We start from the raw sequence: 21183 nt of genomic DNA, 5'->3' as shown, positions 1-21183 counted from the left end.
ACGCGCGAGTCCGGGCTCTTGTTCGATGAGGAAGCACACAGAGACGTTTCATCAACTTGCTAAGGAGATAAACGGATGTACCAAGCACTTCTTCGGGAACAACTGGAGACATTGAAGTCCTCCAACCAGTACCGCACCTTCACTACCCTCAGCCGCATCTGTGGCCAGTACCCGCTGGCCAAACTGGACGGCTGCGATCAGAAACCCGTGGTCGTCTGGTGCAGCAACGACTACCTCGGGATGTCCCAACACCCCAGCGTCCGCGAGCAGATGCATGACGCGCTGGAGACTTATGGCGCAGGCTCCGGCGGCTCGCGCAACATTGGCGGCTCGTATGAGGTGTACACCCGCCTGGAGGCCAGCCTGGCCGACTGGCACAGTAAGGAGGCGGCACTGGTGTTCCCCACCGGTTTCGGCTCCAACGATGCCACCATCCAGTGCCTGCTGCGGCGCATTCCCGACTGCGTGGTGGTCAGCGACGAACTGAACCACGCCTCCATCGTCAACGGCATCCGCTCGACACCGAACGAACGCAAGGTCTTTCGCCACAACGATGTCGAGCATTTGGAGCAGATCCTCGCCAGCTACCCACTGGGTCAGCCGAAGCTAGTGGTGTTCGAGTCGGTCTACTCGATGGACGGCGACATCGCCCCCATCGAAGAGATCATTGCAATCGCCAAGCGCTACAACGCCCTCACCTACCTCGACGAGGTGCATGCAGTAGGCATGTACGGCCCCTACGGCGCCGGTATCGCCGCCGAGCTGGGCGTGGCCGATCAGGTGGACATCATCCAGGGCACCATGGCCAAGGCCATCGGCGTGATTGGCGGCTATATCACCTCGACCCAGGTGATCGTCGATACAGTGCGCTCCTTCGCCACCGGCTTCATCTTCACCACCTCACTGCCACCGGCGATTACCGCCGGCTGCCTGGCCAGCGTCGAGCACCTCAAAGCTAATAGCGTCGAGCGTGACGGCTTGCACGCCCAGACGGCCAAGCTGCGCGAGCGCCTCAAGCACTACGACGTGCCAGTCATGCCCTGCTCACAGACGCACGTGCTGCCGGTGCTGGTGGGAGAGGCGAAACGCTGCAAGGCGGCGGCCGAACGCCTTCTGCAGACCCATGGTGTGTACCTGCAGCCGATCAACTATCCGTCGGTGCCGGTGGGCACCGAGCGCTTCCGGGTCAACGCCACGCCGAACCACAGCGATGCGCAGATCGAGCACCTAGCGGTGTCGCTGCGCGAGACCTTCGAGCATTTCAGCATTCCGCTGGCGTCCCAGGCGTTCAATGCGGAGGTGGCCTGAAATGGATCATTCCTTCCTCACCGTGCGCCCGGCGACGGTGGCCGATCTGGCGCGCCTGGTGGAGCTGCGCGCGCACCTGCTGGACGGCACCGCCGCCAGCTACGCGAGCAAGACGCCGGAGGACTCCGCACGCTGGCGGGCGGCCTACCGCACCTGGCTGAGCAGTCGCCTGAACGAAAGCGACTGCGTGCAGATCCTCGCCGCCGAGCACAAGGAGTCCGGCCAGGTGCTGGGCTGCGCGACCGCCATCATCGACCAACGCGCACCGGCCCCCGGCTGCCTCAACGGCCTGTCCGGCTGGGTGCAGTCGGTGGTGGTGGAGCCGCAGTGGCGCAACCGCGGCATTGCTCGGCAGTTGATGCAGCAACTGCTGCGCTGGTTCGCCAACCGCGGCGTCGGCTCCGTGGTGCTGCAGAGCACCGAGGCCGCCGGCACGCTCTATCAGGCCCTGGGCTTCGCCGTCAGCGACGAGCGCCTACTGATCCGTCAGGAGGCCTCGGCATGAAGATCCTGATCATCGGCCTGGGCTATGCCGGCAACCGCTACCGCCGCGCCTTCGAGCACATCGCCGCGAGCACTGGCTTACCACTGTCGCTGGCCTATGTCGGACGTCGGCAGAAGCCGATCGAGCTGTCCTACTTCGATAGCGTCGGCCGGGCCTTGGAGATGTTCACACCGAACATCGTCGTGGTCAGCGTCAACGACCATAGCCATGCGCCCGTGTTGCGACAGTTAGCCGGCTATCGGGGCTTCGTGATTTGCGAGAAGCCACTGGTCACACCCGGCGACGACCTGAACGAGCTGTTCGGTGCACTGGAGCACGTTGGTGGCTTTGCACTGGACCTGGTAGAGCGCTACTCGGACGCCAGCCGGCAGCTGCGCGAATGGGTCGAGCGCCACGACTGGCACCTGGTGCGCGCCAGCTTCCATTGGGGCAAGGATCGCATCAACGACTATCGCCCCACCTGCGGCGTGACCAGCGAGGTGATCCATGCCCTGGATCTGCTCAGCTGGATCTGCCCTCGCTCTGGCCAGCTCAGGCTGCATGGCGTACTCGGTGTGCGCTCGGACTTCTCGATCTCCGGCGCCGAGGTGCTCGATACCGTGCAACTCACCGCCAGCTTGGGCGAGGCTCAGGTCACCGGCTACAGCAGCTTCGTCAATATCGTTCGCCAGCGCACGGTGGACTTCAGCTTCGTCGACTGCGACGCCCGGCTGATCCATGCGCGCCTGGTATTCGACACGCCGCGTTGGGATCACGACCAGTTACGCATCTGGACGCGCGATGCGAATGGCGCCGAGGGCGTGCTACACGAGTTCGTCACCGCACCCAACGAGCCTGGCCTGGACACCCTGCACAAGCTCTCGCGGCTGTGCCTACAGGTAGTACGCGCAGTGGCGCTCAAGGAGCCGCCGCGTCAGGCATTCGCCGACCTCAACACCGCAGTGGCCCTGCAGCACCTGCTCAATGAACTCAACACCCACGCCCAAACCCCACCACCGGCGCGCTACGTCCATGGCGAGAAGCGCGTGCTGCTGGCTGAGGACAACAACCTGGAACGCCTCGGGTAACCCCATTCGCAAGGAGAAAATTATGTGTGGAATCGCTGGATGGCTGTCCTACAGCCAGAACATGGAAGCGCAACGCGACACCCTGCAGCGCATGACCGACACCATGGCCCTGCGCGGGCCGGATGCCGGCGGGCTGTGGATCAATGGGCCGGTCGGCCTGGGCCATCGACGCCTGTCGATCATCGACCTGGACGGTGGTCGCCAACCGATGACGGCCATGCACAGCAGCCTGCGTGAAGTCGCCGCGATCACCTACAGCGGCGAGGTCTACAACTTTCGCGAGCTGCGTAGCGAGCTGCAGCAACGCGGCCACCAGTTCGAGACCCGCAGCGACACCGAGGTGGTGTTGCGCGCCTATGTGGAATGGGGCGAGGCCTTCGTCGAGCGCCTCAACGGCATGTATGCCTTCGCCATCTGGGATCTGCGCTCGCAGGAGCTGCTGCTGATCCGCGACCGTATGGGCGTCAAGCCGCTCTATTACTTTCCGACGGCGGACGGGGTGGTGTTCGGCTCCGAGCCCAAGGCGCTGTTGGCCAATCCCCTGGTACCGCGCAAGGTGCGCGCCGATGGCCTGCGCGAGATCCTGGAAATGGTGAAGACACCGGGACATGCCGTGTTCGCTGGCATGCGCGAGGTGATGCCGGGCGAGATCGTACGGATCAACCGCCAGGGCCTGGGCCGCCGCCACTACTGGAAACTGGAGGCGCGCGAACACAGCCATTCGCTGGACGAGACCATCCGCCATACCCGAGACCTGCTCGAGGATATCGTCGACCGCCAGATCGTCGCCGACGTGCCCTTGTGCAGCTTACTCTCGGGAGGCCTCGACTCCTCGATCATCACCGCGCTGGCCTCGAAGAAGCTGCTGGCCGCCGGCAAGGAAAACATCCGCTCCTTCTCCGTCGACTTCCTCGACCACGGCAGCGGCTTCACCGGCGATGCTGTGCGCGGCACACCGGATGCGCCATTCGTCCGCGACCTGGTAGAGAAGATCCACTCCAGCCACCAGGAGATCATCCTCGACAGCCGCGAACTGGCCGATCCGGCGTTGCGCGCGCAAATCGTTCACGCCCTCGACCTACCGCCAGCGTTCTGGGGCGACATGTGGCCGTCGCTCTACCGCCTATTCCAGGAGGTACGCAAGCACTCGACGGTAGCGCTCTCAGGAGAAAGCGCGGACGAGGTGTTCGGCGGCTACCGCTGGTTCCACGACCCGGAGGCGATCCAGGCCGATACCTTCCCTTGGCTGACCTCGGTCACCGGTAAGTACTTCGACGGAAAGACCTTATTCGACCAAGGCCTACTGGCCCAGTTGGATATGCAGAACTTCCTGCGCGACAGCTACGCCCAAGCCATCGCCGAGGCACCGGTGCTGCCAGGCGAAAGCACGGTGGACCAGCGCATGCGGCAGATGAGCTACGTCAACCTGACGCGTTTCGTGCAGACCCTGCTGGATCGCAAGGACCGCATGAGCATGGCCGTCGGTCTTGAGGTGCGGGTGCCCTTTTGCGATCACCGTTTGGTGGAATACGCCTTCAACATCCCCTGGGCGATGAAGGCCTTCGACGGGCGGGAGAAAAGCATCTTGCGCGCGGCGACCCGCGACCTGCTGCCGGAGTCGATCAGCGAGCGAGTCAAGAGCCCCTACCCCTCGACCCAGGATCCAGCCTACGAGCAGGCGCTGCGTGACGCTCTGACCGCCATCCAGGCGGATCGCAATGCGCCGGTAACGCCGTTGCTCGACAGCGGCCGAATCCAGCAAGCCCTGGCCAAGCCGCTCGGCAGCGTCTCGCCTATGTACGAACGCATGGGCATGGAGCTGGCGGTCGGCCTCAACACCTGGCTGAGCGAGTACGACGTCAGCCTTGAAATCTAGCCTCTCATCGGATGTGGCCCCGCTCGGGGCCGCATCCCTCAGCTGTACCACTAGCGCGCCTTCAGTAGAGCGCAAGCGAGCCTGAGCATGCACACACACAAACAATCCTCAATTTACCTAATAGCACTTGGAGCCTTTGCCCTCGGCATGGCTTCCTACGTCACCGCTGGGCTGATCCCAATGATCGAGGCCTCGTTCGCAGTGTCCGTGGCGGTGGCAGCCCAGCTGGTTACCGCGTTCACCCTGGCCTACGGCCTGGGCTCGCCGATCTTCGTCGCGCTAACCCCAGCGCATCGCCAACGCGCCGGCCTACTGCTGGCCCTAGGCCTGTTCGTAATCGCCAATGCCGCCAGCGCGCTGGCTGAAAACTTCACCGTACTGATGATCTGGCGCGCTATCGCCGGCATCGGTGCCGGTATCTACCTGGCCATGGGCATCGGTGCTGCTGCCGCAGTATCCACGCCTGAACGCCGCGGCAAAGCCATCGCCATCATCATGGGTGGCATGGCCAGTGGCGTGGTGCTGGGCGTGCCTCTCAGCCTGCTCGTCGCCGAACAGATGGGCTGGCAAGCCGCCCTGTGGCTGGTCACCCTGCTCGGCCTAGTAGCGTTTTTCGGCTTGCTGCTGAAGCTCCCAGCGCTGCCGGCCACCACCGCCAGTTCGCTGGGCCAGAAGCTAGCGATCCTCGGAGACGGCCATGTGCTGGTCGTCCTGCTGGTATCCCTGCTCGCGGCTATTGCCAGCCTGGGCATGTACACCTTTATCGCTCCGCTGATGACGGATCCAGCCTACGGCGCAGTGCGTTCGGTCACGCCCTACCTATGGGTCTGGGGCATCGGCGGCGTACTGGGTAGCTTTCTGATCGGCCCTCTGGTTGACCATATCAAGGGGCCGACCTTGACCTTCGCCATCATGCTGATCCTCGCCGTATCGCTACTCGTGCTACCGCTGTCGGCCGCCCTAAGTACCTGGCTGGTGATGCTGCCCATCGCCCTCTGGGGCGCAGTCGGTTGGGCGCTGCAAGTGCCGCAGAACAACGAACTGATCCTGGCGCGCCAGGCCCAAGGCGACAGCAACCTAGCCATCGCACTGAACGAGTCAGCACTCTACCTGGGTAGCGCCATCGGCGCGGCGGCAGGTGGTTTCGTGCTGCTGTTGCAGATGCCCACCTGGACCCTAGCGGCCAGCGCCGGCGGCGTGGCCGCCCTGGGTGCCCTGCTGCAAGTCATCAACCTGCGTCGCCAGCCGAACTGGACCAGCGACGTGCAAGCCGCCCCCAACAACTAAATCAACATAAGGAGGAAAGGCCGTGGAACTGCGCCATCTTCGCTGTTTCATCGCCGTTGCAGAGGAACTGCACTTTGCGCGTGCGGCCGCGCGTTTGCATATCGAACAGTCGCCCCTCTCCAGGATTATCAAGGAACTGGAGTACCGCCTGGGTGTGAAGCTATTCGAGCGCACGACGCGGCGCACGCGCCTGACCTGGGCCGGCAAGGTGCTTCTCGAGGACGCACGCCGGGTGTTCGTCGTGGTCGACCAGGCCAGGGCTAGCGTCAAGAGTGCCGCGGCCGGTTACCGGGGGCGCATCCGGGTCGCGCTGTCCGACGGCATCCCGCAGGCACGTTTGGCCGCCCTGCTCGCACAGTGCCGCGAAGAAGAGCCCGAGGTCGAGATCTGCCTGTCGGAGGTCACTTTCTCTGAGCAGGTCAGAGGGCTGAATGACGACCTATTCGATATCGGGTTCGCTCAAGCGGACGAAATCGGCGAAGGACTGATTGCCGAGCCTGCCTGGTTCGATCCGCTGGTGGTGGCGGTACCTGCCCGCCATCCCCTGTTGACCTATCGGCACGTGCCGCTCGACGAAGTGGTGCGCTATCCCCTGGTGCTCTGTGATCCCCAGGTCTGCGAGGGCTTCTGGCAACAGCTACAGCGGGTGCTAGGCACTGTGGATACGCGGCTGACCATCGCCAATCGCGTACCGACCCTAGATCTAATGATGGCGCTGGTGGCGGCGGGTTACGGGCTGGGCTTCTCCAGCCTGGCACGTATCGCCGAACTCAACAACCCAGACGTCGTGGCCAGACCGTTAGCCGGCTGCCCGGCAATACTGACGACCTACCTAATACAGCGCGAGGGCGAACCGGCCGAGCAACTGGCCCGGTTTATCGGGCGGGTGAACCCGGCTGAGGACAAGACATTGTTAATCAACCAAACCCAAAGAGAGGATATCGCCTGATGAACAGAACTCCACTTCTGCTGCTTGCGCTGTTGCTAAGCGCCTGCGAAAAACCGATGCCCTTTGAGTCGGCGAAAACGCTTGCGGACAACCCGGAAAGGCTCAAAGAACTGCGGCTCCAGTGTCGGGCGGATCGATCAAAGCTGGGCGATTCCCAATGCAATGCGGTCGCCGACGCCATGCGAATACGCTTCATGGGCAAGGACACGCCCTACACCCCGCATCCCGTTAAGGGGTTCTAGTACCGTGTCGCTGCCCTTTGAAATGGGACTTTCTGCACCTTTGGTTGAGCCACTAAACAATTTGATCCACAGGCGCACAAATGATAATTTTGAGCCTGTAGACAAAATTAAGGTGCCTATCATGGCAGCAGCAATCCAAACTCAGGACTTTTCGAAAAGCCAATGTGCAGCCGGCCTACGTGCGGCGTTGAACATCCTAGAGAAATGGAAGGCTTCCTCCGAACAGGCCTGCCAAATCTTGCGTATTTCGCGCAGCACCTATACCCGGGCCAAGCAACGTGACTCGGAGTGGGCAGTAGGTCTGGATTTTGACCAGATGCAGCGTATCAGCCTCGTACTGAATATCCACGCTGCACTGCGCCTAGTGTTCGACAACCCCGAAAACGTCTATGGCTTCCCCTCAATGGAGAATCACAACGAGTTCTTTAACGGGCGCGCGCCGCTCGACATCATGGCGCAGGGCGACATGATCTCGCTGTATGAGACATTCCGGCGGATCGACGTGCTTCGGGGTGCTCAGTGGTAATGCTAAGCAGCCTTCCTCTTTTGGAAGGCGAGAGCCTGCTGGCCTATCGCCTGGTCAACTCCAAGTTTCCACCCATAGCCTTGTTCGATGACGTCGCTGACGCAGCAGACTTCGAAGCCCTTTATCAGCTTCAGGCAATGACCAATCCTAGATTGCAGAACGAACTCGGCCGGCTGGAGCTGATCTCGCGCGACCAGATCCCGTTCGGCATTCCGGGATGCTCGTACGCAACGGCTCCCTTTACTCATGTGAACCCAGCCGGCTCGCGTTTCAGCAATGGCAGCTTTGGCGTCCTCTACCTGGCCGACAGAATGGACACGGCGATTGCCGAGGTGCGTCATCACCAGGAGCGCTATTGGTCGAACGTGCCAGATCTGAACTACGAGCGTTTCGTCTTCAGAGGGCTGACCGCCAGCTTCAGCGACAGCGGGATGAGGGACGCCACCGCACTGCCGCTTTCAGACCCCATCTATGCGCCGGACGACTACGCACACTCGAATCGATTGGGAAGCGAAGTGAAACGAGAAGGATGCATGGGCCTGCGCTACCACTCGGTTCGATCTCCCGGCAATATCTGTTGGGCGCTGATGACGCCGCGACCTGTTACCTCGATCATCCAGAGCGCACATTTTGAAATGATCTGGAGCGGGCAAATTATTAGTGTCAATCAGATCACAACCCTTCTAGCCACGTAGCTGAAAGTGGACTGAACAGCCTGACTCTCCTCTGCAAGCAATCACAGCCCGCTGAGATCCGCTCATAGCAGCCGGTGAAAACAGGCAGGAACCGGCCCAGAGTGTGTAAAAACACTTTCGTAGCCAGGGTGCCGCAGCCCTGCGCTCCTGGACGAGGCGATTGCCCAAGCATTTGCCACGATCAGCACCGATAACGTGCCAGAGCGTTTATAAAGCGCTTTAGCGCCTCCTGGAGCAGCGAAAGGCGGGCTTTTTACGCTGCCATCGCCTTCAACAAGCCTTCGGTGCCGATGATTTTCATAACCCGCTTCATGTTGTAGGCGAGCACATTCAGGCTCATCTCCGCGCTGACTCCGACGAGCCTACGAGTCAAGAAATGCGTCGAACCCATCCATTGTTTGAGCATCCCGAAGGGATGTTCAACAGTCCGTTTACGAACCCGCATCATCTCTGGTGCTTGGTTCAGCCGGCGCTGCATTTCTTCCAGCACTGCTTCGTGTTCCCAACGGCGGATTCGCCGCTGCTTACTCGGCGTGCACTGCGTCTTCAGCCCGCAACTCTGGCATTTAGAACTCCAGTAACGGTGCAGTACCAAACCCTTTTCTACGCTGGAAAATCGCCAAATCAACGCCTCTCCGGCCGGACAGGTGTACTCGTTTTTGGCCGAGTCAAAGAAGAAGGCATCATTGTTGAATCGCCCATCAGCTTTGGCGCTGGAGGTCATCGGCTTGGGCACATACGGGTCGACACCTACCGGTCATGTACACCATACCCTGCTGAGCTTATCCGCCAACCGCCACAGTCTGCTGTGTTGTCCCATCCTTCTTAATCCTCCCCGAAACGGTCTTTGACCCCTTCCCTGCCAATACCGAACCTCTCGCCTGCGGCACATCTGCGTGCCGTGCGTTTTACCTGGGAGGTTGGGTTCGGGGATGCAAGCGACAACGGTGCTTTACGGCCAGGTACTGGTGGTGTTGGCCATTACCCTTTCCGGAGTGTGGGGTGCCACGCAGTGGACGGCTGCAGCGCTCGGCTATCAGGTTCACCTGGGATCGCCCTGGTTCGAACTGCTGGGTACACCGGTCTATCACCCCTGGCGCCTATTCGAGTGGTGGTTCGTCTTCGATGCCTATGCGCCGGAGGTCTTCAACGTCGGCGGCAGCATCGCAGCCGGCAGCAGCCTGCTGGCGCTGGTGGTAGCCATTGGCATGGCCATCTGGCGTGCTCGTCAGGCCCGCCAGGTCACCACCTACGGGTCGGCGCGCTGGGCCGATGCTGATGAGGTACGCGAGGCCGGACTGACCCAACCGACTGGCGTATTCCTCGGCCTGTTCGAGGAGCAATACCTGCGCCACGAAGGCCCCGAGCACGTGCTGACCTTCGCACCGACGCGCTCGGGAAAAGGCGTCGGCCTGGTGGTGCCCACCCTGCTCTCCTGGCCGGCCTCGACGGTCATCCACGACATCAAAGGCGAGAACTGGAGTCTGACCGCAGGTTGGCGCTCGCGATTTTCCCACTGCCTGCTATTCAACCCCACTGATCTGGCTTCGGCGGCCTACAACCCGCTGCTGGAAGTACGTCGCGGTGCCCACGAGGTACGCGACGTACAGAACATCGCCGACATCTTGGTCGACCCGGAGGGCGCACTGGAGCGGCGCAACCACTGGGAAAAGACCAGTCATGCGTTGCTGGTCGGCGCCATCCTGCACGTGCTGTACGCCGAGCGTGACAAGACCCTGCGCGGCGTCGCCAACTTCCTGTCGGACCCAGCCTGTACCTTCGAGCTTACGCTGCACCGGATGATGAACACGCCGCACCTGGGCGACGCTCCACATCCGGTGGTGGCCTCGGCCGCGCGGGAGGTACTGAACAAGAGCGATAACGAACGCTCGGGCGTGCTGTCCACGGCCATGTCGTTCCTCGGTCTTTATCGCGACCCGACGGTGGCCGAGGTCACGTCACGTTGCGATTGGCGCATCGCCGACCTCATCTCGGCCGAGCACCCGGTGTCGCTGTACTTGGTGGTGCCGCCCTCGGATATCAGCCGTACCAAGCCGCTGATCCGCCTGATCCTCAACCAGATCGGCCGGCGCCTGACCGAATCGCTCGATGGCTCCGACGGTATCAAACGCCGGCACAAGCTGCTGCTAATGCTCGATGAGTTTCCAGCGCTGGGGCGGCTGGACTTCTTCGAAACGGCACTGGCCTTCATGGCCGGCTATGGTCTGCGCGCCTTCCTGATCTCACAGTCGCTGAACCAGATCGACAAGGCCTACGGCCAGAACCACTCGATCCTCGACAACTGCCATGTGCGAGTGACCTTCGCCACCAACGACGAGCGCACCGCCAAGCGCATCTCCGAGACTCTGGGCACAGCCACCGAACTGCGCGCGCAGCGCAACTACGCCGGCCATCGCCTGGCGCCCTGGCTGGGCCACCTGATGGTGTCGCGCCAGGAAACCGCGCGCCCGCTGCTGACGCCAGGTGAGGTGATGCAACTGCCCAGCGACGAGTCCGTGGTGATGCTATCCGGCCTGGCGCCGATCCGCGCGAAGAAGCTGCGTTACTTCACCGATGCCAATTTCCAGAGTCGTGTGCTGCCGGCCCCGCGCCTGCGGCATGGCGGATACGCCGATGCGCCCGCGGCACGTGCGGACGACTGGAGCAGCCTGGTCGTGCCGACGGCCGTTGACGCTTCGCCAGCCGGCTTGGCCGACGACGAAACCGTCGAGGATGGTGGCCTTCGCCATCAGCCCGAGTTGGCGGCGATCACCCAGTTGCCGGATCACGACGACCTGACCAGCGACCTGTTGCTGCTCGACGAGGACGACATACCTGCCACCCTCCCTCCCCAGCCGGATTCACGCCTGCAGCGCGCGGCACGGCTGGCTGCCCTCGACCCTGACGACGGAATAGCCCTATGAGCCGAGCACGCCTGAACCTATTTATCCAACCCGAGCACGCCAAGCGCCTGAACGAACTGGCGCTCAAGAAAGGCGTGTCGAAGTCGTCGATCATCGCCGCAGCACTTGCCTCCTGGCTATCACCTGAATCCGGTGACCAGCGCGAGATGGTCATCGCCAAGCGCCTGGATCGACTGTCACGCCAGTTCGAGCGCCTGGAGCGCGACCAGAACATCCTGATCGAGACCATGGCGCTCTACGTGCGCTACTACCTTACGGTTAGCACGCCGGTGCCCGAGGCTCATCAGGAAGCAGCACGGGCGCAGGGCAAGCTGCGCTTCACCCAGTTCGTCGAGCAGCTCGGTCGCCACCTGCAGCGCGGGCGCAGCCTGGTCAGGGACGTGCACGAGGAGGTTCAGACCACGGGAGAGCACCCATGACTACTGCCGCCTCCTCGGTGCTGAGCGCGGCTGCAGTATCACTGGATCGCCGCACGCGCATGCTGCGCACGGCGATGGGTTCGCTGATCGCCGCCGCCCTGGATGATCCGGATGTGCTCGAGATCATGCTCAATCCTGACGGTGTGCTTTGGCTCGACCGCCTTACCTCCGGCCGCTCCCGTTTGGGCACGCTGTCCGCCGCTGACGGCGAGCGCATTATCCGCCTGGTCGCCGCGCATATCGGCGCAGAAGTCCACCGGGGCAAGCCCCTGCTCAGCGCCGAGCTGCCAGAGTCTGGCGAGCGTTTCGAGGGCGTACTACCACCGGTGGCAGCCGGGCCGACCTTTGCCCTTCGCAAGCGGGCCTTAGGAGTCATACCACTGCTGCAGTACGTGGCCGACGGTATCCTTACCGCCCCACAGGCCGAATACCTGCGGGAAGCAGTGCGCGACCAACAGAACATTCTCGTCGCCGGCGGCACCAGCACCGGCAAGACCACTCTGGCCAATGCGCTGCTGGCCGAGGTGGCCGGCACCGGCGACCGCGTGCTGGTGCTGGAAGACACGATTGAGCTGCAGTGCCCTGCCCTCGATCACGTCGCCCTGCGCACCAAGCCCGGCGTGGTGTCCATGGCCGATCTAGTGCGCACCACACTGCGCCTGCGCCCCGACAGGGTAGTGGTCGGCGAGGTACGGGGTGGCGAGGCACTGGATCTGGTCAAGGCCTGGGGCACCGGCCACCCGGGCGGTATCGCCACCATTCATGCCGGCTCCGCCCAGGGCGCGCTGCGGCGCCTAGAGCAACTGATCCTGGAGGTCGCCCTGGCCGCGCCAAGAGCGCTGATCGCCGAGGCGGTGAACTTGGTGGTGTTCCTCGCAGGCCGCGGCCACGCCCGCCATGTCCAGCAGATCGCTCGCGTCATCGGCCACGACGAACGTGGCTATCAACTCGCCCCCATCGACACGCTCCTTTTCCCGTCCTCTGCCTCAGGAAATCAGCCATGACTCTCCTCCCAGATTCCGTTGTGTCTTGTCGACGCGTCGCCGACGCATTGATGCTGGGCGCCCTCTGTCTGGGCGCGTCCCTGCCGGTACTCGCCGCAGGCTCCGGCATGCCCTGGGAAGGCCCGCTGCAATCGATCCTCGACTCAGTACAGGGCCCGGTGGCGCGCATCATGGCGGTGATCATCATTATTACCACCGGCCTGACGTTGGCCTTCGGTGACACCAGCGGCGGCTTCCGTAAGCTGATCCAGATCGTCTTCGGCCTATCCATCGCCTTCGCCGCCTCCTCGTTCTTCCTCAGCTTCTTCAGCTTTGCTGGCGGGGCGGTGATCGCATGAGCGGCGCGCACGATCTCATCCCCGGTTTCGAGGTGCCGCTGCATCGTTCGCTGGCCGAACCGATCCTGCTCGGCGGCGCGCCGCGCAATGTGGCGATCCTCAACGGCACCTTGGCAGCCGTGGTGGGCCTGGGCCTGCAACTATGGATTCCGGGTTTGGTGCTATGGCTGGTCGGCCATTCACTGGCGGTCTGGGGCGCCCGCCTGGATCCACAGTTCCTGCAGGTGTTCGCCCGGCATATTAAGCAGCACCCGCTGCTGGACGTGTGAGGAGCGCCGCCATGCTTAACCTTACCGAATACCAACGCCGATCTGCCCAGCTTGCCGACTGGCTGCCCTGGGCCGGCCTGGTCGCCTCGGACGTAGTGCTGAACAAGGACGGTTCGTTCCAGCGCACCCTGCGTTTTCGTGGGCAGGACCTGGACAGCGCCACTCAGGGTGAGCTGGTGGCCGCCTCGGCACGCCTGAACAACGCCCTGCGTCGCCTTGGCTCGGGCTGGGCACTGTTTATCGAGGCCGAGCGCCTGGCGGCTGCCGACTACCCCGGCAGCGACTTCCCCGAGCCACTGTCCTGGCTGGTGGACGAGGAGCGCCGCGCCTCCTTCGAGGCGCAGAGCAGCCACTTCGAGAGCGCCTACCACCTGACGCTGCTCTATCTGCCGCCGGAGGAATCGCGCTCTCGCGCGGCCAGCCTGCTGTATGAGCACCGGACGCAGCGCGGTGTCGACTGGCGCGAGCGTCTGACCGCCTTCATAGTCGAGAGCGATCGTTTCTTTGACCTACTAGACGGGTTAATGCCGGAGCTCGGTTGGCTCGACGACGGCCAGACGCTGACCTACCTGCACGCCACGGTATCGACCCACCGCCAGCGAGTCGGCGTCCCCGAGAATCCCTTCCACCTCGATGTCCTACTGGCCGATAGCCCGCTGACCACCGGTCTGGCGCCGCGGCTGGGCGAGCAGCACCTGCGGGTGCTCTCGGTACGCGGCTTCCCGACCTCGACCTGGCCAGGTGTGCTGGACGACCTGAACCGACTGGGTATTGCCTATCGCTGGTCGACCCGCTTCATCTGCCTGGACAAGAACGAGGCGGAGAAGGAGCTAGTGCGCCTGCGACGACAGTGGTTCGCCAAGCGCAAGGGTGTCCTGGCATTGCTGCGCGAAGCGATCTTCCAGCAGGAAAGCCCGCTGCTCGACAGCGACGCGACGAACAAGGCCAGCGACGCCGACGCGGCCCTGCAAGAGCTGGGCGCCGACCAAGTCACCTTCGGATACGTGACCGTAACCGTTACGGTGAGCGACCGTGACGCCCAAGTTGCCGACGAGAAACTGCGCCTGGTCGAACGGATGATCCAGGGGCGCGGCTTTATCACCATCGCCGAGAGTCTCAACGCGGTGGAGGCCTGGTTGTCGTCGATCCCCGGCAACGCTTACGCCAACGTGCGCCAACCGCTGATCTCCACACTCAACCTGGCGCACCTGATGCCGGTCTCGGCAGTCTGGGCCGGCCCAGTGCGCAACGAGCACCTAGACGGTCCACCGCTCGTGATCACCCGCACCGATGGTGCGACGCCGTTTCGCCTGGTCACTCACGTCGGTGATGTTGGCCACACTCTGGTAGCTGGCCCGACCGGCATGGGCAAATCGGTGCTGCTGGCGACCCTAGCCCTGCAGTTTCGTCGTTACCCGGGCTCGCGCCTGTTTCTCTTCGACATGGGCCGTTCGTTGCGTGCAACGGTGCTGGGTCTGGACGGTGAACACTACGACCTGGGCGGAGATGGCGACCTGGCCTTCCAGCCCCTGGCACGCATCAACCAGGCTGGCCACCGCGCCTGGGCCGCCGAGTGGCTGGAGGCACGCCTGATGCAAGAAGGCGTGGCCGTCGGCCCCGAGCAGAAGGCCGCATTGTGGACGGCGCTGGATAGCCTGGCCGGCGCGCCCGAGGCGCAACGCACCCTGACCGGTCTGTCCGTGTTGCTGCAGGACAACTCCCTGCGCCAGGCGCTGCAGCCCTATGTGCTGGGCGGCGCCCACGGTCAGTTGCTGGACGCCGACCAGGATCGCCTCGGTTCGGCCGAGGTGCAATGCTTCGAGATGGAGGAACTGATGCACAGCAAAGCGGCGGTAGCGGCAGTGCTGAGCTACCTGTTCGCCCGCTTCGAGGAACGCTTCGACGGCGCGCCGACCTTGCTGATCCTCGACGAAGCATGGCTGTTTCTCGACGACCCGCTGTTCGCCGCACGCATCCGCCAGTGGCTCAAGACCCTGCGCAAGAAGAACGTCTCGGTGATCTTCGCCACTCAGTCGCTGGCCGACATCAAGGACTCCAGCATTTCCGCGGCGATCATCGAGAGCTGCGCCAACCGTATCTTTCTACCCAACCCGCAGGCCGGCGAGCCGCAGATACGCGGCATCTACGAGGGCTTCGGCCTCAACGACCGGCAGATTGAGATCATCGCCCAGGCCACACCAAAGCGTGACTACTACTACCAGTCTCGCCAGGGCAACCGCCTGTTCGACCTCGACCTGGGGCCGGTGGCACTGGCCTTTGCCGCCTCCGCCAGTCCCGCCGAGCAGCGTGAGATCGGTCGGATTCAGCAGGAGTCCGGCGCTGCGGATTTCGCCCCTGCCTGGCTGCGCCACCGCGGTCTCGACTGGGCCGCCGACCTACTCGCCTCGTATCCATCGCCACGCAAGGAGTGCCTGCCATGAAACCCTGTATCCGCCGTTCCACGTGCACCACGCTGTTGGTGCTTGGCCTGCTGGCATTGCAGCCGGCCAGCGCCATCACCGTAATAGACCCGAGCAATCTGGCGCAGAACACCCTGACCGCAGTACGCACCCTGGAAATGGTTAACAACCAAGTCGGCCAGTTGCAGAACGAAACCCAGATGCTGCTGAACCAGGCCCGCCACCTGGCGACTCTGGACTACAACGTGGTCAACCGGCTGCGCATGAGCCTGGCCAACACCGAGCGGCTTCTGGCTGAAGCCCGAGGGTTGGCCTACGACGTGCAACGTCTGGATCAGGAGTTCACCCGCCTCTATCCAGCAGAATACGCGAACAGCGTCAGCAGCCAGCGCCTGGCGCAGGAGGCGCGCGAGCGCTGGAAGCAGGGACTCGACGGCCTGCACACCGCCATGCGCGTGCAGGCGCAGGTGACGCAGAACCTTGTCCAAGACGAGCGCGCGCTGGCCGATCTAGTGCAGCAGAGTCAGGCCGCCAGCGGCGCGCTGCAAGCAGCCCAGGCCACCAACCAATTGCTGGCCCTGCGGGCTAAGCAGTCGATTCAGGCCCAACAACTGCAGATCACCCAGAACCGTGCCGTCGCTCTTGAACTCGCGCGCCAGGCCGCCGCGGCCGAGGAGGCTCGCGAACGGCACCGGCGCTTCATGGGTCGCGGTACGCCCTATACCCCATACCCAGTGCAGTTCTACCGATAGAAAGGACCGCGCGATGAAAGTCCTGACGCTACTGCCACTGGTACTGGTGCTGACTGCCTGCGGCTCCGGAAGCGATACCGCCCCCGGTGAACGACATACTGATCCGAATACGCGGTTCTATTCTGGCTGCGCTCGGCCTGGCGAGTTTCTCAGCCCTACAGACCTGCCGGCGATACCGCCGAGCTTCGACGAGGACGTGCAATGAACGACGTCAGCGTGATCGACCGCTTCCTTGAGGTGTTCAGTCTCTACATCGACTCGGGATTCGGCCTGCTCGGCGGCGAGGTAGCTTTTCTCACCCTGACCCTGGTGGCCATCGACATGACCCTGGCCGGTCTGTTCTGGGCCATGGGCGGCGAAGACGTCAGCTTGAAGCTGATCCGCAAGACCCTCTACATCGGCGCCTTCGCCTTTATCATCGGCAACTTCAACGTGCTCGCCGAGATCATCTTCAACTCCTTCGCCGGGCTGGGTCTGCTGGCATCAGGCTCTGCGCTGAGCCAGGCCGAATTCCTCCAGCCGGGACGGCTGGCCTCCGTCGGCATCGATGCAGGACGCCCGCTGCTTGAGCAGATCAGCAAACTCAGTGGCTTTCCTGAAGTCTTCGGCAATCTCGACAGCATTCTGGTGCTATTTCTGGCCTGGCTGGTAGTGGTGGTCAGTTTCTTCTTCCTGGCCATCCAACTGTTCGTCACCCTGATCGAGTTCAAGCTGACCACCCTCGCCGGCTTCGTTCTGGTGCCCTTTGCCATGTGGAACAAGACCGCCTTCCTCGCCGAGAAGGTGCTAGGCAACGTGGTCGCGTCCGGCATCAAGGTACTGGTGCTGGCGGTGATCGTCGGTATCGGCACCGGGCTGTTCGCCGAGTTCCAGGCCGTGCCGGACGAACCCTCCATCGACCACGCCCTGGTGGTCATGCTCGCCTCGCTGGCGTTGCTCGGCCTGGGCATCTTCGGTCCGGGCATTGCCACCGGCCTGATCTCCGGCGCCCCGCAACTGGGAGCCGGCGCAGCAGCTGGTACCGCGCTTGGCGCTGCTGGAATGGCCGCGGGTGCGGCCGCCGTGGCCACAGGTGTTGGCAGCGCCGTGCTGGCCGGCGCCCGCATGGCACCTGGCGCGGCACGTCTGGCCATAGGCGGTGCCAAGCCTATGTCGCCAGGGTCTACGACAGCAGGTGCAACAGCTGGCGAGACGAGCACTTCAGCTGGTCCATCGACAGTTCCCGCCAAGCCGCCAGCGTGGGCCAAGCGCCTGCAGCGCAAGCAACAGCTCACCCAAGCCGCGACCACCGTCGCACACACCCTGCGCGGTGGCGATGGCGGTGGCTCGTCACCGGGGCCGCAAGTGCGCGACCCGTCGAATTCGTGAAGGAGAACGAGGATGCGATTCAAACGTCCACGGGTGCGCTACAGCGACACCCCACAACCGGCCACGCCCTACCAGGCTGCGGAACAGGCCTGGGACCGGCGCATGGGCAGCAGCCTGGCACAGGCGCGCAACTGGCGGCTGATAGCCTTCGGCTGCCTGAGCCTGGCCTTGCTGATGGCCGGCGGGCTGGTCTGGCGCGCAGCTCAGTCGACCGTCACGCCCTATGTGGTGGAAGTCGACAACCTCGGCCAGGTACGCGCCGTCGGTGAGGCCGCTACCCCTTACCAACCCCAGGATGCGCAGATCGCCCACCATCTGGCGCGCTTCATCGAGCGGGTACGCGGGCTGTCCATCGACCCGGTGGTGGTGCGGCAGAACTGGCTGGAGGCCTATCACTCCACCACCGACCGCGGCGCCGCCACGCTCAACGACTACGCCCGCGCCAACGATCCTTTCACCCGAGTCGGCAAGGAGTCGGTGTCGGTCGAGGTCACCAGCGTGGTACGTGCCAGCGACAGCTCGTTCCAGGTGCGCTGGATCGAACGCCGCTTTGTGAATGGCGCGGCGGCCGGACTGGAGCGCTGGACGGCAGTGACCTCGCTGGTAATGCAGCCCCCGCGCACCGAGGAAAAGTTGCGCCGCAACCCGCTCGGCATCTACGTCAACGGCCTGTCCTGGAGCCGTGAGCTGGACACTACGGAAGGAGCCAAGAAACTATGAAGTCCGCCCTGAACCTCTGCTTCTGCCCTCTGCTGCTGAGCCTGCTGGCCGGCTGCGCCAGTCAGCAGCCACCGGTGATCGCCCTGGACGAACCGGTAGAAGCGCAGCGTCTGCCGGAGCCGCCCAAGCCGATCGAAGTGGTGGAAGTCCCCAAGCCCCTGGCCCTGCCGGCGCAGCTCAAACCGCTGCCGGAAACTCAACCCAGCAAACAGGCCAAGGAGCCGGCCGATGAGAGCGTGCGGGTCTCGCGTGCCAATCGCGAGGCACGTGTGGCGCCGAGCCGGGAAGGCTATATCAACGCCATCCAGGTCTGGCCCTACTCCAATGGCGCGCTATATCAGGTGTACGCCAGCCCGGGCCGGGTGACAGCGATCAACCTGCAGGCCGGTGAGGAGCTGATCACCGTGGCTGCCGGCGACACCGTGCGCTGGATCGTTGGCGACACCTCCAGCGGCAGTGGCGACGAGCTGCGTGTCAGCGTGCTGATCAAACCGACCCGAATCGATCTCAAGACCAACCTGATCGTCACTACCACACGGCGTGCCTACCTGATCGAGCTGACCTCCACCGAGCACGCCTGGATGGCTTCGGTGTCCTGGGACTACCCCAAGGACCGCATGCTCGCGCTGCAACGGCACGCCAGCGTCGCCCAGGACGCGGCACCGGTGGATACCGGCCTGGCGCTGGAGCAGCTGCGCTTTCGCTATGCGATCAGCGGCAGCAATCCACCCTGGAAGCCGCTGCGTGCCTTCGACGACGGCCGCAAGGTGTATATCCAGTTCCCCGCCGGCATCGCCCAAGGCGAGCTGCCGCCGCTGTTCATGATCGGCGCTGAAGGCGACGGACAACTGGTCAACTACCGCTTCCGCTCGCCCTACTACATCGTCGACCGCCTGTTCGGCGCGGCCGAGCTACGCCTGGGCGCCGACAAGGGCGACGTGGTGCGGATCGAGCGCACCGATGGCGTGGCACGGAGGCCCTGAACATGAAGGCCAAGGACGACAATCAAGCCGCGGCAACCTCGCTACCGTCCAAGGAGGCGCCGGAGTCGCTGGAGCTGCGAGCACGACCGCGTCCTGTCACTCGCCTCAACCCGCGCATGCTGGCGGTACTCGCCGGTGGGCTGGCCGCCGCAGTGCTGGGCGCCATGCTGTGGTCGCTGCAGCCCCAGCAGCGCCGACACGGCCCGGAGCAAAACGAGCTGTACAACGTCGACCGTGTGGCGCGCTCCGAGGGCCTGGAGCAGCTGCCGGCAGACTACTCGCAGTTGCCGCCACCGCCTGTGCCCGAAATCCCGCAGCTGGGCCCACCGCTGCCCGGCGATCTGGGCGGTCCGATCCTCAGGGCCGGGCAGCAGGAGCAGGGTTATGGCCATGGTCCGGATGCCGCTGAAGCAGAACGCCTTGCCCGGCTCAAGGAGGCCGAGGAAGCGGCACTGTCCTCGGTGTTTTTCCAGACTGGCAGCGCGAGAAAATCGAACATCGTACCCACTGGGGGCGCCCAACCCGATCCCATGATCCTGGGTATGGCCTCGTCAGGCACATCAGTCGGAACATCGGAAACGCCAACCCCGCAGGAACGGAACGAGGCGTTTCTCAGTAAATCCGTAAACGCACAAATCCGTAATTCCGGATTGCTGCAGATGCCTGAATCGCCCTACCAGGTGATGGCCGGCACCGTCATCGCGGCGGCGCTGGTCACCGGTATCAAGTCAGATCTACCCGGCGACGTGATCGCCACGGTGAGCGAACCGGTCTACGACAGCGCCACCGGCCAGCATGTGCTGATCCCCCAGGGCTCACGCCTGCTCGGTCGCTATAACAGTCAAGTGAGCTACGGGCAGAGCCGCGTGCAGGTGGTGTGGCAGCGGGTAATCCTGCCGGACACCTCATCCTTCCAGCTGGACAACCTGGTCGGCAGCGATACCGCCGGCTATGCCGGCTTGGAGGATGGCGTCGACTGGCACTGGGATCGGATCGTCTCTGGCGCAGTCATGACCAGCCTGCTGGGTATCGGTGCCGAACTGGCGGCACCGACCAGTCGCACTGACGGCGACCGCATCATCATCGCCGGGCGCGACAGCCTGCAAGACACGGTGAACCAGGTCGGCCAGGAGGTCACCCGCCGCAATCTCGATATCCAGCCCACGCTGACTCAGCGTCCCGGTCTGCCCCTGCGCGTGATAGTCAAACGCGACCTGGTGTTACGCCCCTACCAGCCCTTGCTCATCCAGCAGAGGAGCCCGCAATGAGCACGACCAAGCTACGTCTCGGCCCCTTGCCGAAAACCGAAAGCCTGAAGCTGACCTTCACCTGCCCTACCAGTCTGAAAACGGATCTCGAGCGCTATGCAGCGTTGCACTCGCATACCCACGGCGAAGAAGTCGATGCGCTGACGCTCATCCCACACATGCTGGAGGCGTTCATGGCAAGGGACCGGGTGTTCAGGAGGGCCGCTAAGAGCTGAGGACATGCAGCCCCCCACGCTGTTAGGCCTCACCACCACAAGCTCCAC

21 protein-coding genes and 1 pseudogene are annotated in these 21183 nt (G+C 63.7%); 21 read left to right on the top strand and 1 reads right to left on the bottom strand.

What is annotated here, in order from left to right; translation table 11 throughout:
- Positions 1-75 precede the first annotated feature (75 nt).
- The 9 genes from hemA to B3M58_RS12505 all read left to right on the top strand — a co-directional run bounded on the left by hemA (position 76) and on the right by B3M58_RS12505 (position 8455).
- A complete protein-coding gene (gene hemA / locus B3M58_RS12545) occupies positions 76-1308 on the top strand; it encodes a 5-aminolevulinate synthase (RefSeq protein WP_296219545.1) in 1233 nt (410 codons plus the stop codon).
- A gap of 1 nt (position 1309) precedes the next feature.
- Positions 1310-1813: a GNAT family N-acetyltransferase gene (locus B3M58_RS12540; protein WP_296219544.1), complete on the top strand. Its 504-nt coding sequence runs from the start codon at positions 1310-1312 to the stop codon at positions 1811-1813.
- On the top strand, positions 1810-2880 hold the full coding sequence (locus tag B3M58_RS12535) for a Gfo/Idh/MocA family oxidoreductase (RefSeq protein WP_296219543.1): 1071 nt from the start codon (positions 1810-1812) through the stop codon (positions 2878-2880). The genes B3M58_RS12540 and B3M58_RS12535 overlap by 4 nt, the downstream gene beginning before the upstream one ends.
- A gap of 22 nt (positions 2881-2902) precedes the next feature.
- On the top strand, positions 2903-4756 hold the full coding sequence (asnB, locus tag B3M58_RS12530; RefSeq protein WP_296219542.1) for an asparagine synthase (glutamine-hydrolyzing): 1854 nt from the start codon (positions 2903-2905) through the stop codon (positions 4754-4756).
- An 87-nt stretch (positions 4757-4843) separates the two neighbouring features.
- Positions 4844-6043, top strand: coding sequence for an MFS transporter (locus B3M58_RS12525; protein WP_296219540.1), 1200 nt, complete (start codon positions 4844-4846; stop codon positions 6041-6043).
- Positions 6044-6065: 22 nt separating this feature from the next.
- Positions 6066-6992, top strand: coding sequence for a LysR family transcriptional regulator (locus B3M58_RS12520; protein ID WP_296219539.1), 927 nt, complete (start codon positions 6066-6068; stop codon positions 6990-6992).
- A complete protein-coding gene (locus B3M58_RS12515) occupies positions 6992-7234 on the top strand; it encodes an EexN family lipoprotein (RefSeq protein WP_414704080.1) in 243 nt (80 codons plus the stop codon). Before B3M58_RS12520 ends, B3M58_RS12515 begins: the two co-directional genes overlap by 1 nt.
- 121 nt (positions 7235-7355) lie before the next feature.
- A complete protein-coding gene (locus B3M58_RS12510; protein ID WP_296219538.1) occupies positions 7356-7760 on the top strand; it encodes an antitoxin Xre-like helix-turn-helix domain-containing protein in 405 nt (134 codons plus the stop codon).
- Entirely contained in the window at positions 7760-8455 is a 696-nt protein-coding gene (locus B3M58_RS12505; protein WP_296219537.1) for an RES family NAD+ phosphorylase, read from the top strand. Before B3M58_RS12510 ends, B3M58_RS12505 begins: the two co-directional genes overlap by 1 nt.
- 253 nt (positions 8456-8708) lie before the next feature.
- On the opposite strand, the pseudogene B3M58_RS12500 reads toward B3M58_RS12505, so the two are convergent.
- A pseudogene (locus B3M58_RS12500) lies at positions 8709-9206 on the bottom strand (transposase); the annotation flags it as partial.
- Between the two features lie 181 nt (positions 9207-9387).
- Here B3M58_RS12500 and B3M58_RS12495 point away from each other — a divergent pair.
- The 12 genes from B3M58_RS12495 (at position 9388) to B3M58_RS12440 (ending at position 21135) form a co-directional block, all read left to right on the top strand.
- Positions 9388-11379 carry a conjugal transfer protein TraG gene (locus tag B3M58_RS12495; protein WP_296219536.1) on the top strand — a complete coding sequence of 664 codons (1992 nt, stop codon included), beginning with the start codon at positions 9388-9390 and terminating at the stop codon, positions 11377-11379.
- The gene (locus B3M58_RS12490) at positions 11376-11798 is read left to right on the top strand and encodes a CopG family transcriptional regulator (protein WP_296219534.1); all 423 of its coding nucleotides are present in this window, start codon (positions 11376-11378) and stop codon (positions 11796-11798) included. Before B3M58_RS12495 ends, B3M58_RS12490 begins: the two co-directional genes overlap by 4 nt.
- Positions 11795-12802 (top strand): P-type conjugative transfer ATPase TrbB, encoded by a 1008-nt coding sequence (gene trbB, locus B3M58_RS12485; protein ID WP_296219533.1) that lies wholly within the window; start codon positions 11795-11797, stop codon positions 12800-12802. The genes B3M58_RS12490 and trbB overlap by 4 nt, the downstream gene beginning before the upstream one ends.
- Positions 12799-13140, top strand: a complete 342-nt coding sequence (locus B3M58_RS12480) for a TrbC/VirB2 family protein (RefSeq protein ID WP_296219531.1) — start codon at positions 12799-12801, stop codon at positions 13138-13140. Before trbB ends, B3M58_RS12480 begins: the two co-directional genes overlap by 4 nt.
- The gene (locus tag B3M58_RS12475; RefSeq protein ID WP_296219529.1) at positions 13137-13409 is read left to right on the top strand and encodes a VirB3 family type IV secretion system protein; all 273 of its coding nucleotides are present in this window, start codon (positions 13137-13139) and stop codon (positions 13407-13409) included. Before B3M58_RS12480 ends, B3M58_RS12475 begins: the two co-directional genes overlap by 4 nt.
- 11 nt (positions 13410-13420) lie before the next feature.
- Positions 13421-15850 carry a conjugal transfer protein TrbE gene (gene trbE, locus B3M58_RS12470; RefSeq protein WP_296219527.1) on the top strand — a complete coding sequence of 810 codons (2430 nt, stop codon included), beginning with the start codon at positions 13421-13423 and terminating at the stop codon, positions 15848-15850.
- Positions 15847-16581 (top strand): P-type conjugative transfer protein TrbJ, encoded by a 735-nt coding sequence (gene trbJ / locus B3M58_RS12465; protein ID WP_296219526.1) that lies wholly within the window; start codon positions 15847-15849, stop codon positions 16579-16581. Before trbE ends, trbJ begins: the two co-directional genes overlap by 4 nt.
- Positions 16582-16782: 201 nt before the next feature.
- Positions 16783-17949 carry a P-type conjugative transfer protein TrbL gene (gene trbL, locus B3M58_RS12460; RefSeq protein WP_296219525.1) on the top strand — a complete coding sequence of 389 codons (1167 nt, stop codon included), beginning with the start codon at positions 16783-16785 and terminating at the stop codon, positions 17947-17949.
- Between the two features lie 12 nt (positions 17950-17961).
- Positions 17962-18669 (top strand): conjugal transfer protein TrbF, encoded by a 708-nt coding sequence (trbF, locus tag B3M58_RS12455; RefSeq protein ID WP_296219523.1) that lies wholly within the window; start codon positions 17962-17964, stop codon positions 18667-18669.
- On the top strand, positions 18666-19652 hold the full coding sequence (trbG, locus tag B3M58_RS12450) for a P-type conjugative transfer protein TrbG (protein WP_296219522.1): 987 nt from the start codon (positions 18666-18668) through the stop codon (positions 19650-19652). Before trbF ends, trbG begins: the two co-directional genes overlap by 4 nt.
- A 2-nt stretch (positions 19653-19654) precedes the next feature.
- On the top strand, positions 19655-20920 hold the full coding sequence (locus B3M58_RS12445) for a TrbI/VirB10 family protein (protein WP_296219520.1): 1266 nt from the start codon (positions 19655-19657) through the stop codon (positions 20918-20920).
- Positions 20917-21135 carry a DUF2274 domain-containing protein gene (locus tag B3M58_RS12440; protein WP_296219519.1) on the top strand — a complete coding sequence of 73 codons (219 nt, stop codon included), beginning with the start codon at positions 20917-20919 and terminating at the stop codon, positions 21133-21135. The genes B3M58_RS12445 and B3M58_RS12440 overlap by 4 nt, the downstream gene beginning before the upstream one ends.
- The last annotated feature ends 48 nt before the right edge of the window (positions 21136-21183 follow it).

The organism is Pseudomonas sp. UBA2684 (assembly GCA_002354655.1).
Classification (GTDB): Bacteria; Pseudomonadota; Gammaproteobacteria; order Pseudomonadales; family Pseudomonadaceae; genus Aquipseudomonas.
This window is presented reverse-complemented; position numbering and strand designations above follow the sequence as displayed.

Coding starts and splice junctions, on each gene's coding strand:
- B3M58_RS12495 (WP_296219536.1), top strand. CDS start 9,388: ATGCAAGCGACAACGGTGCTTTACGGCCAGGTACTGGTGGTGTTGGCC.
- B3M58_RS12490 (WP_296219534.1), top strand. CDS start 11,376: ATGAGCCGAGCACGCCTGAACCTATTTATCCAACCCGAGCACGCCAAG.
- asnB (WP_296219542.1), top strand. CDS start 2,903: ATGTGTGGAATCGCTGGATGGCTGTCCTACAGCCAGAACATGGAAGCG.
- trbL (WP_296219525.1), top strand. CDS start 16,783: ATGAACGACGTCAGCGTGATCGACCGCTTCCTTGAGGTGTTCAGTCTC.
- hemA (WP_296219545.1), top strand. CDS start 76: ATGTACCAAGCACTTCTTCGGGAACAACTGGAGACATTGAAGTCCTCC.
- B3M58_RS12480 (WP_296219531.1), top strand. CDS start 12,799: ATGACTCTCCTCCCAGATTCCGTTGTGTCTTGTCGACGCGTCGCCGAC.
- trbG (WP_296219522.1), top strand. CDS start 18,666: ATGAAGTCCGCCCTGAACCTCTGCTTCTGCCCTCTGCTGCTGAGCCTG.
- trbJ (WP_296219526.1), top strand. CDS start 15,847: ATGAAACCCTGTATCCGCCGTTCCACGTGCACCACGCTGTTGGTGCTT.
- B3M58_RS12535 (WP_296219543.1), top strand. CDS start 1,810: ATGAAGATCCTGATCATCGGCCTGGGCTATGCCGGCAACCGCTACCGC.
- B3M58_RS12445 (WP_296219520.1), top strand. CDS start 19,655: ATGAAGGCCAAGGACGACAATCAAGCCGCGGCAACCTCGCTACCGTCC.
- B3M58_RS12440 (WP_296219519.1), top strand. CDS start 20,917: ATGAGCACGACCAAGCTACGTCTCGGCCCCTTGCCGAAAACCGAAAGC.
- B3M58_RS12515 (WP_414704080.1), top strand. CDS start 6,992: ATGAACAGAACTCCACTTCTGCTGCTTGCGCTGTTGCTAAGCGCCTGC.
- B3M58_RS12540 (WP_296219544.1), top strand. CDS start 1,310: ATGGATCATTCCTTCCTCACCGTGCGCCCGGCGACGGTGGCCGATCTG.
- B3M58_RS12475 (WP_296219529.1), top strand. CDS start 13,137: ATGAGCGGCGCGCACGATCTCATCCCCGGTTTCGAGGTGCCGCTGCAT.
- trbF (WP_296219523.1), top strand. CDS start 17,962: ATGCGATTCAAACGTCCACGGGTGCGCTACAGCGACACCCCACAACCG.
- B3M58_RS12525 (WP_296219540.1), top strand. CDS start 4,844: ATGCACACACACAAACAATCCTCAATTTACCTAATAGCACTTGGAGCC.
- B3M58_RS12505 (WP_296219537.1), top strand. CDS start 7,760: ATGCTAAGCAGCCTTCCTCTTTTGGAAGGCGAGAGCCTGCTGGCCTAT.
- trbE (WP_296219527.1), top strand. CDS start 13,421: ATGCTTAACCTTACCGAATACCAACGCCGATCTGCCCAGCTTGCCGAC.
- B3M58_RS12510 (WP_296219538.1), top strand. CDS start 7,356: ATGGCAGCAGCAATCCAAACTCAGGACTTTTCGAAAAGCCAATGTGCA.
- trbB (WP_296219533.1), top strand. CDS start 11,795: ATGACTACTGCCGCCTCCTCGGTGCTGAGCGCGGCTGCAGTATCACTG.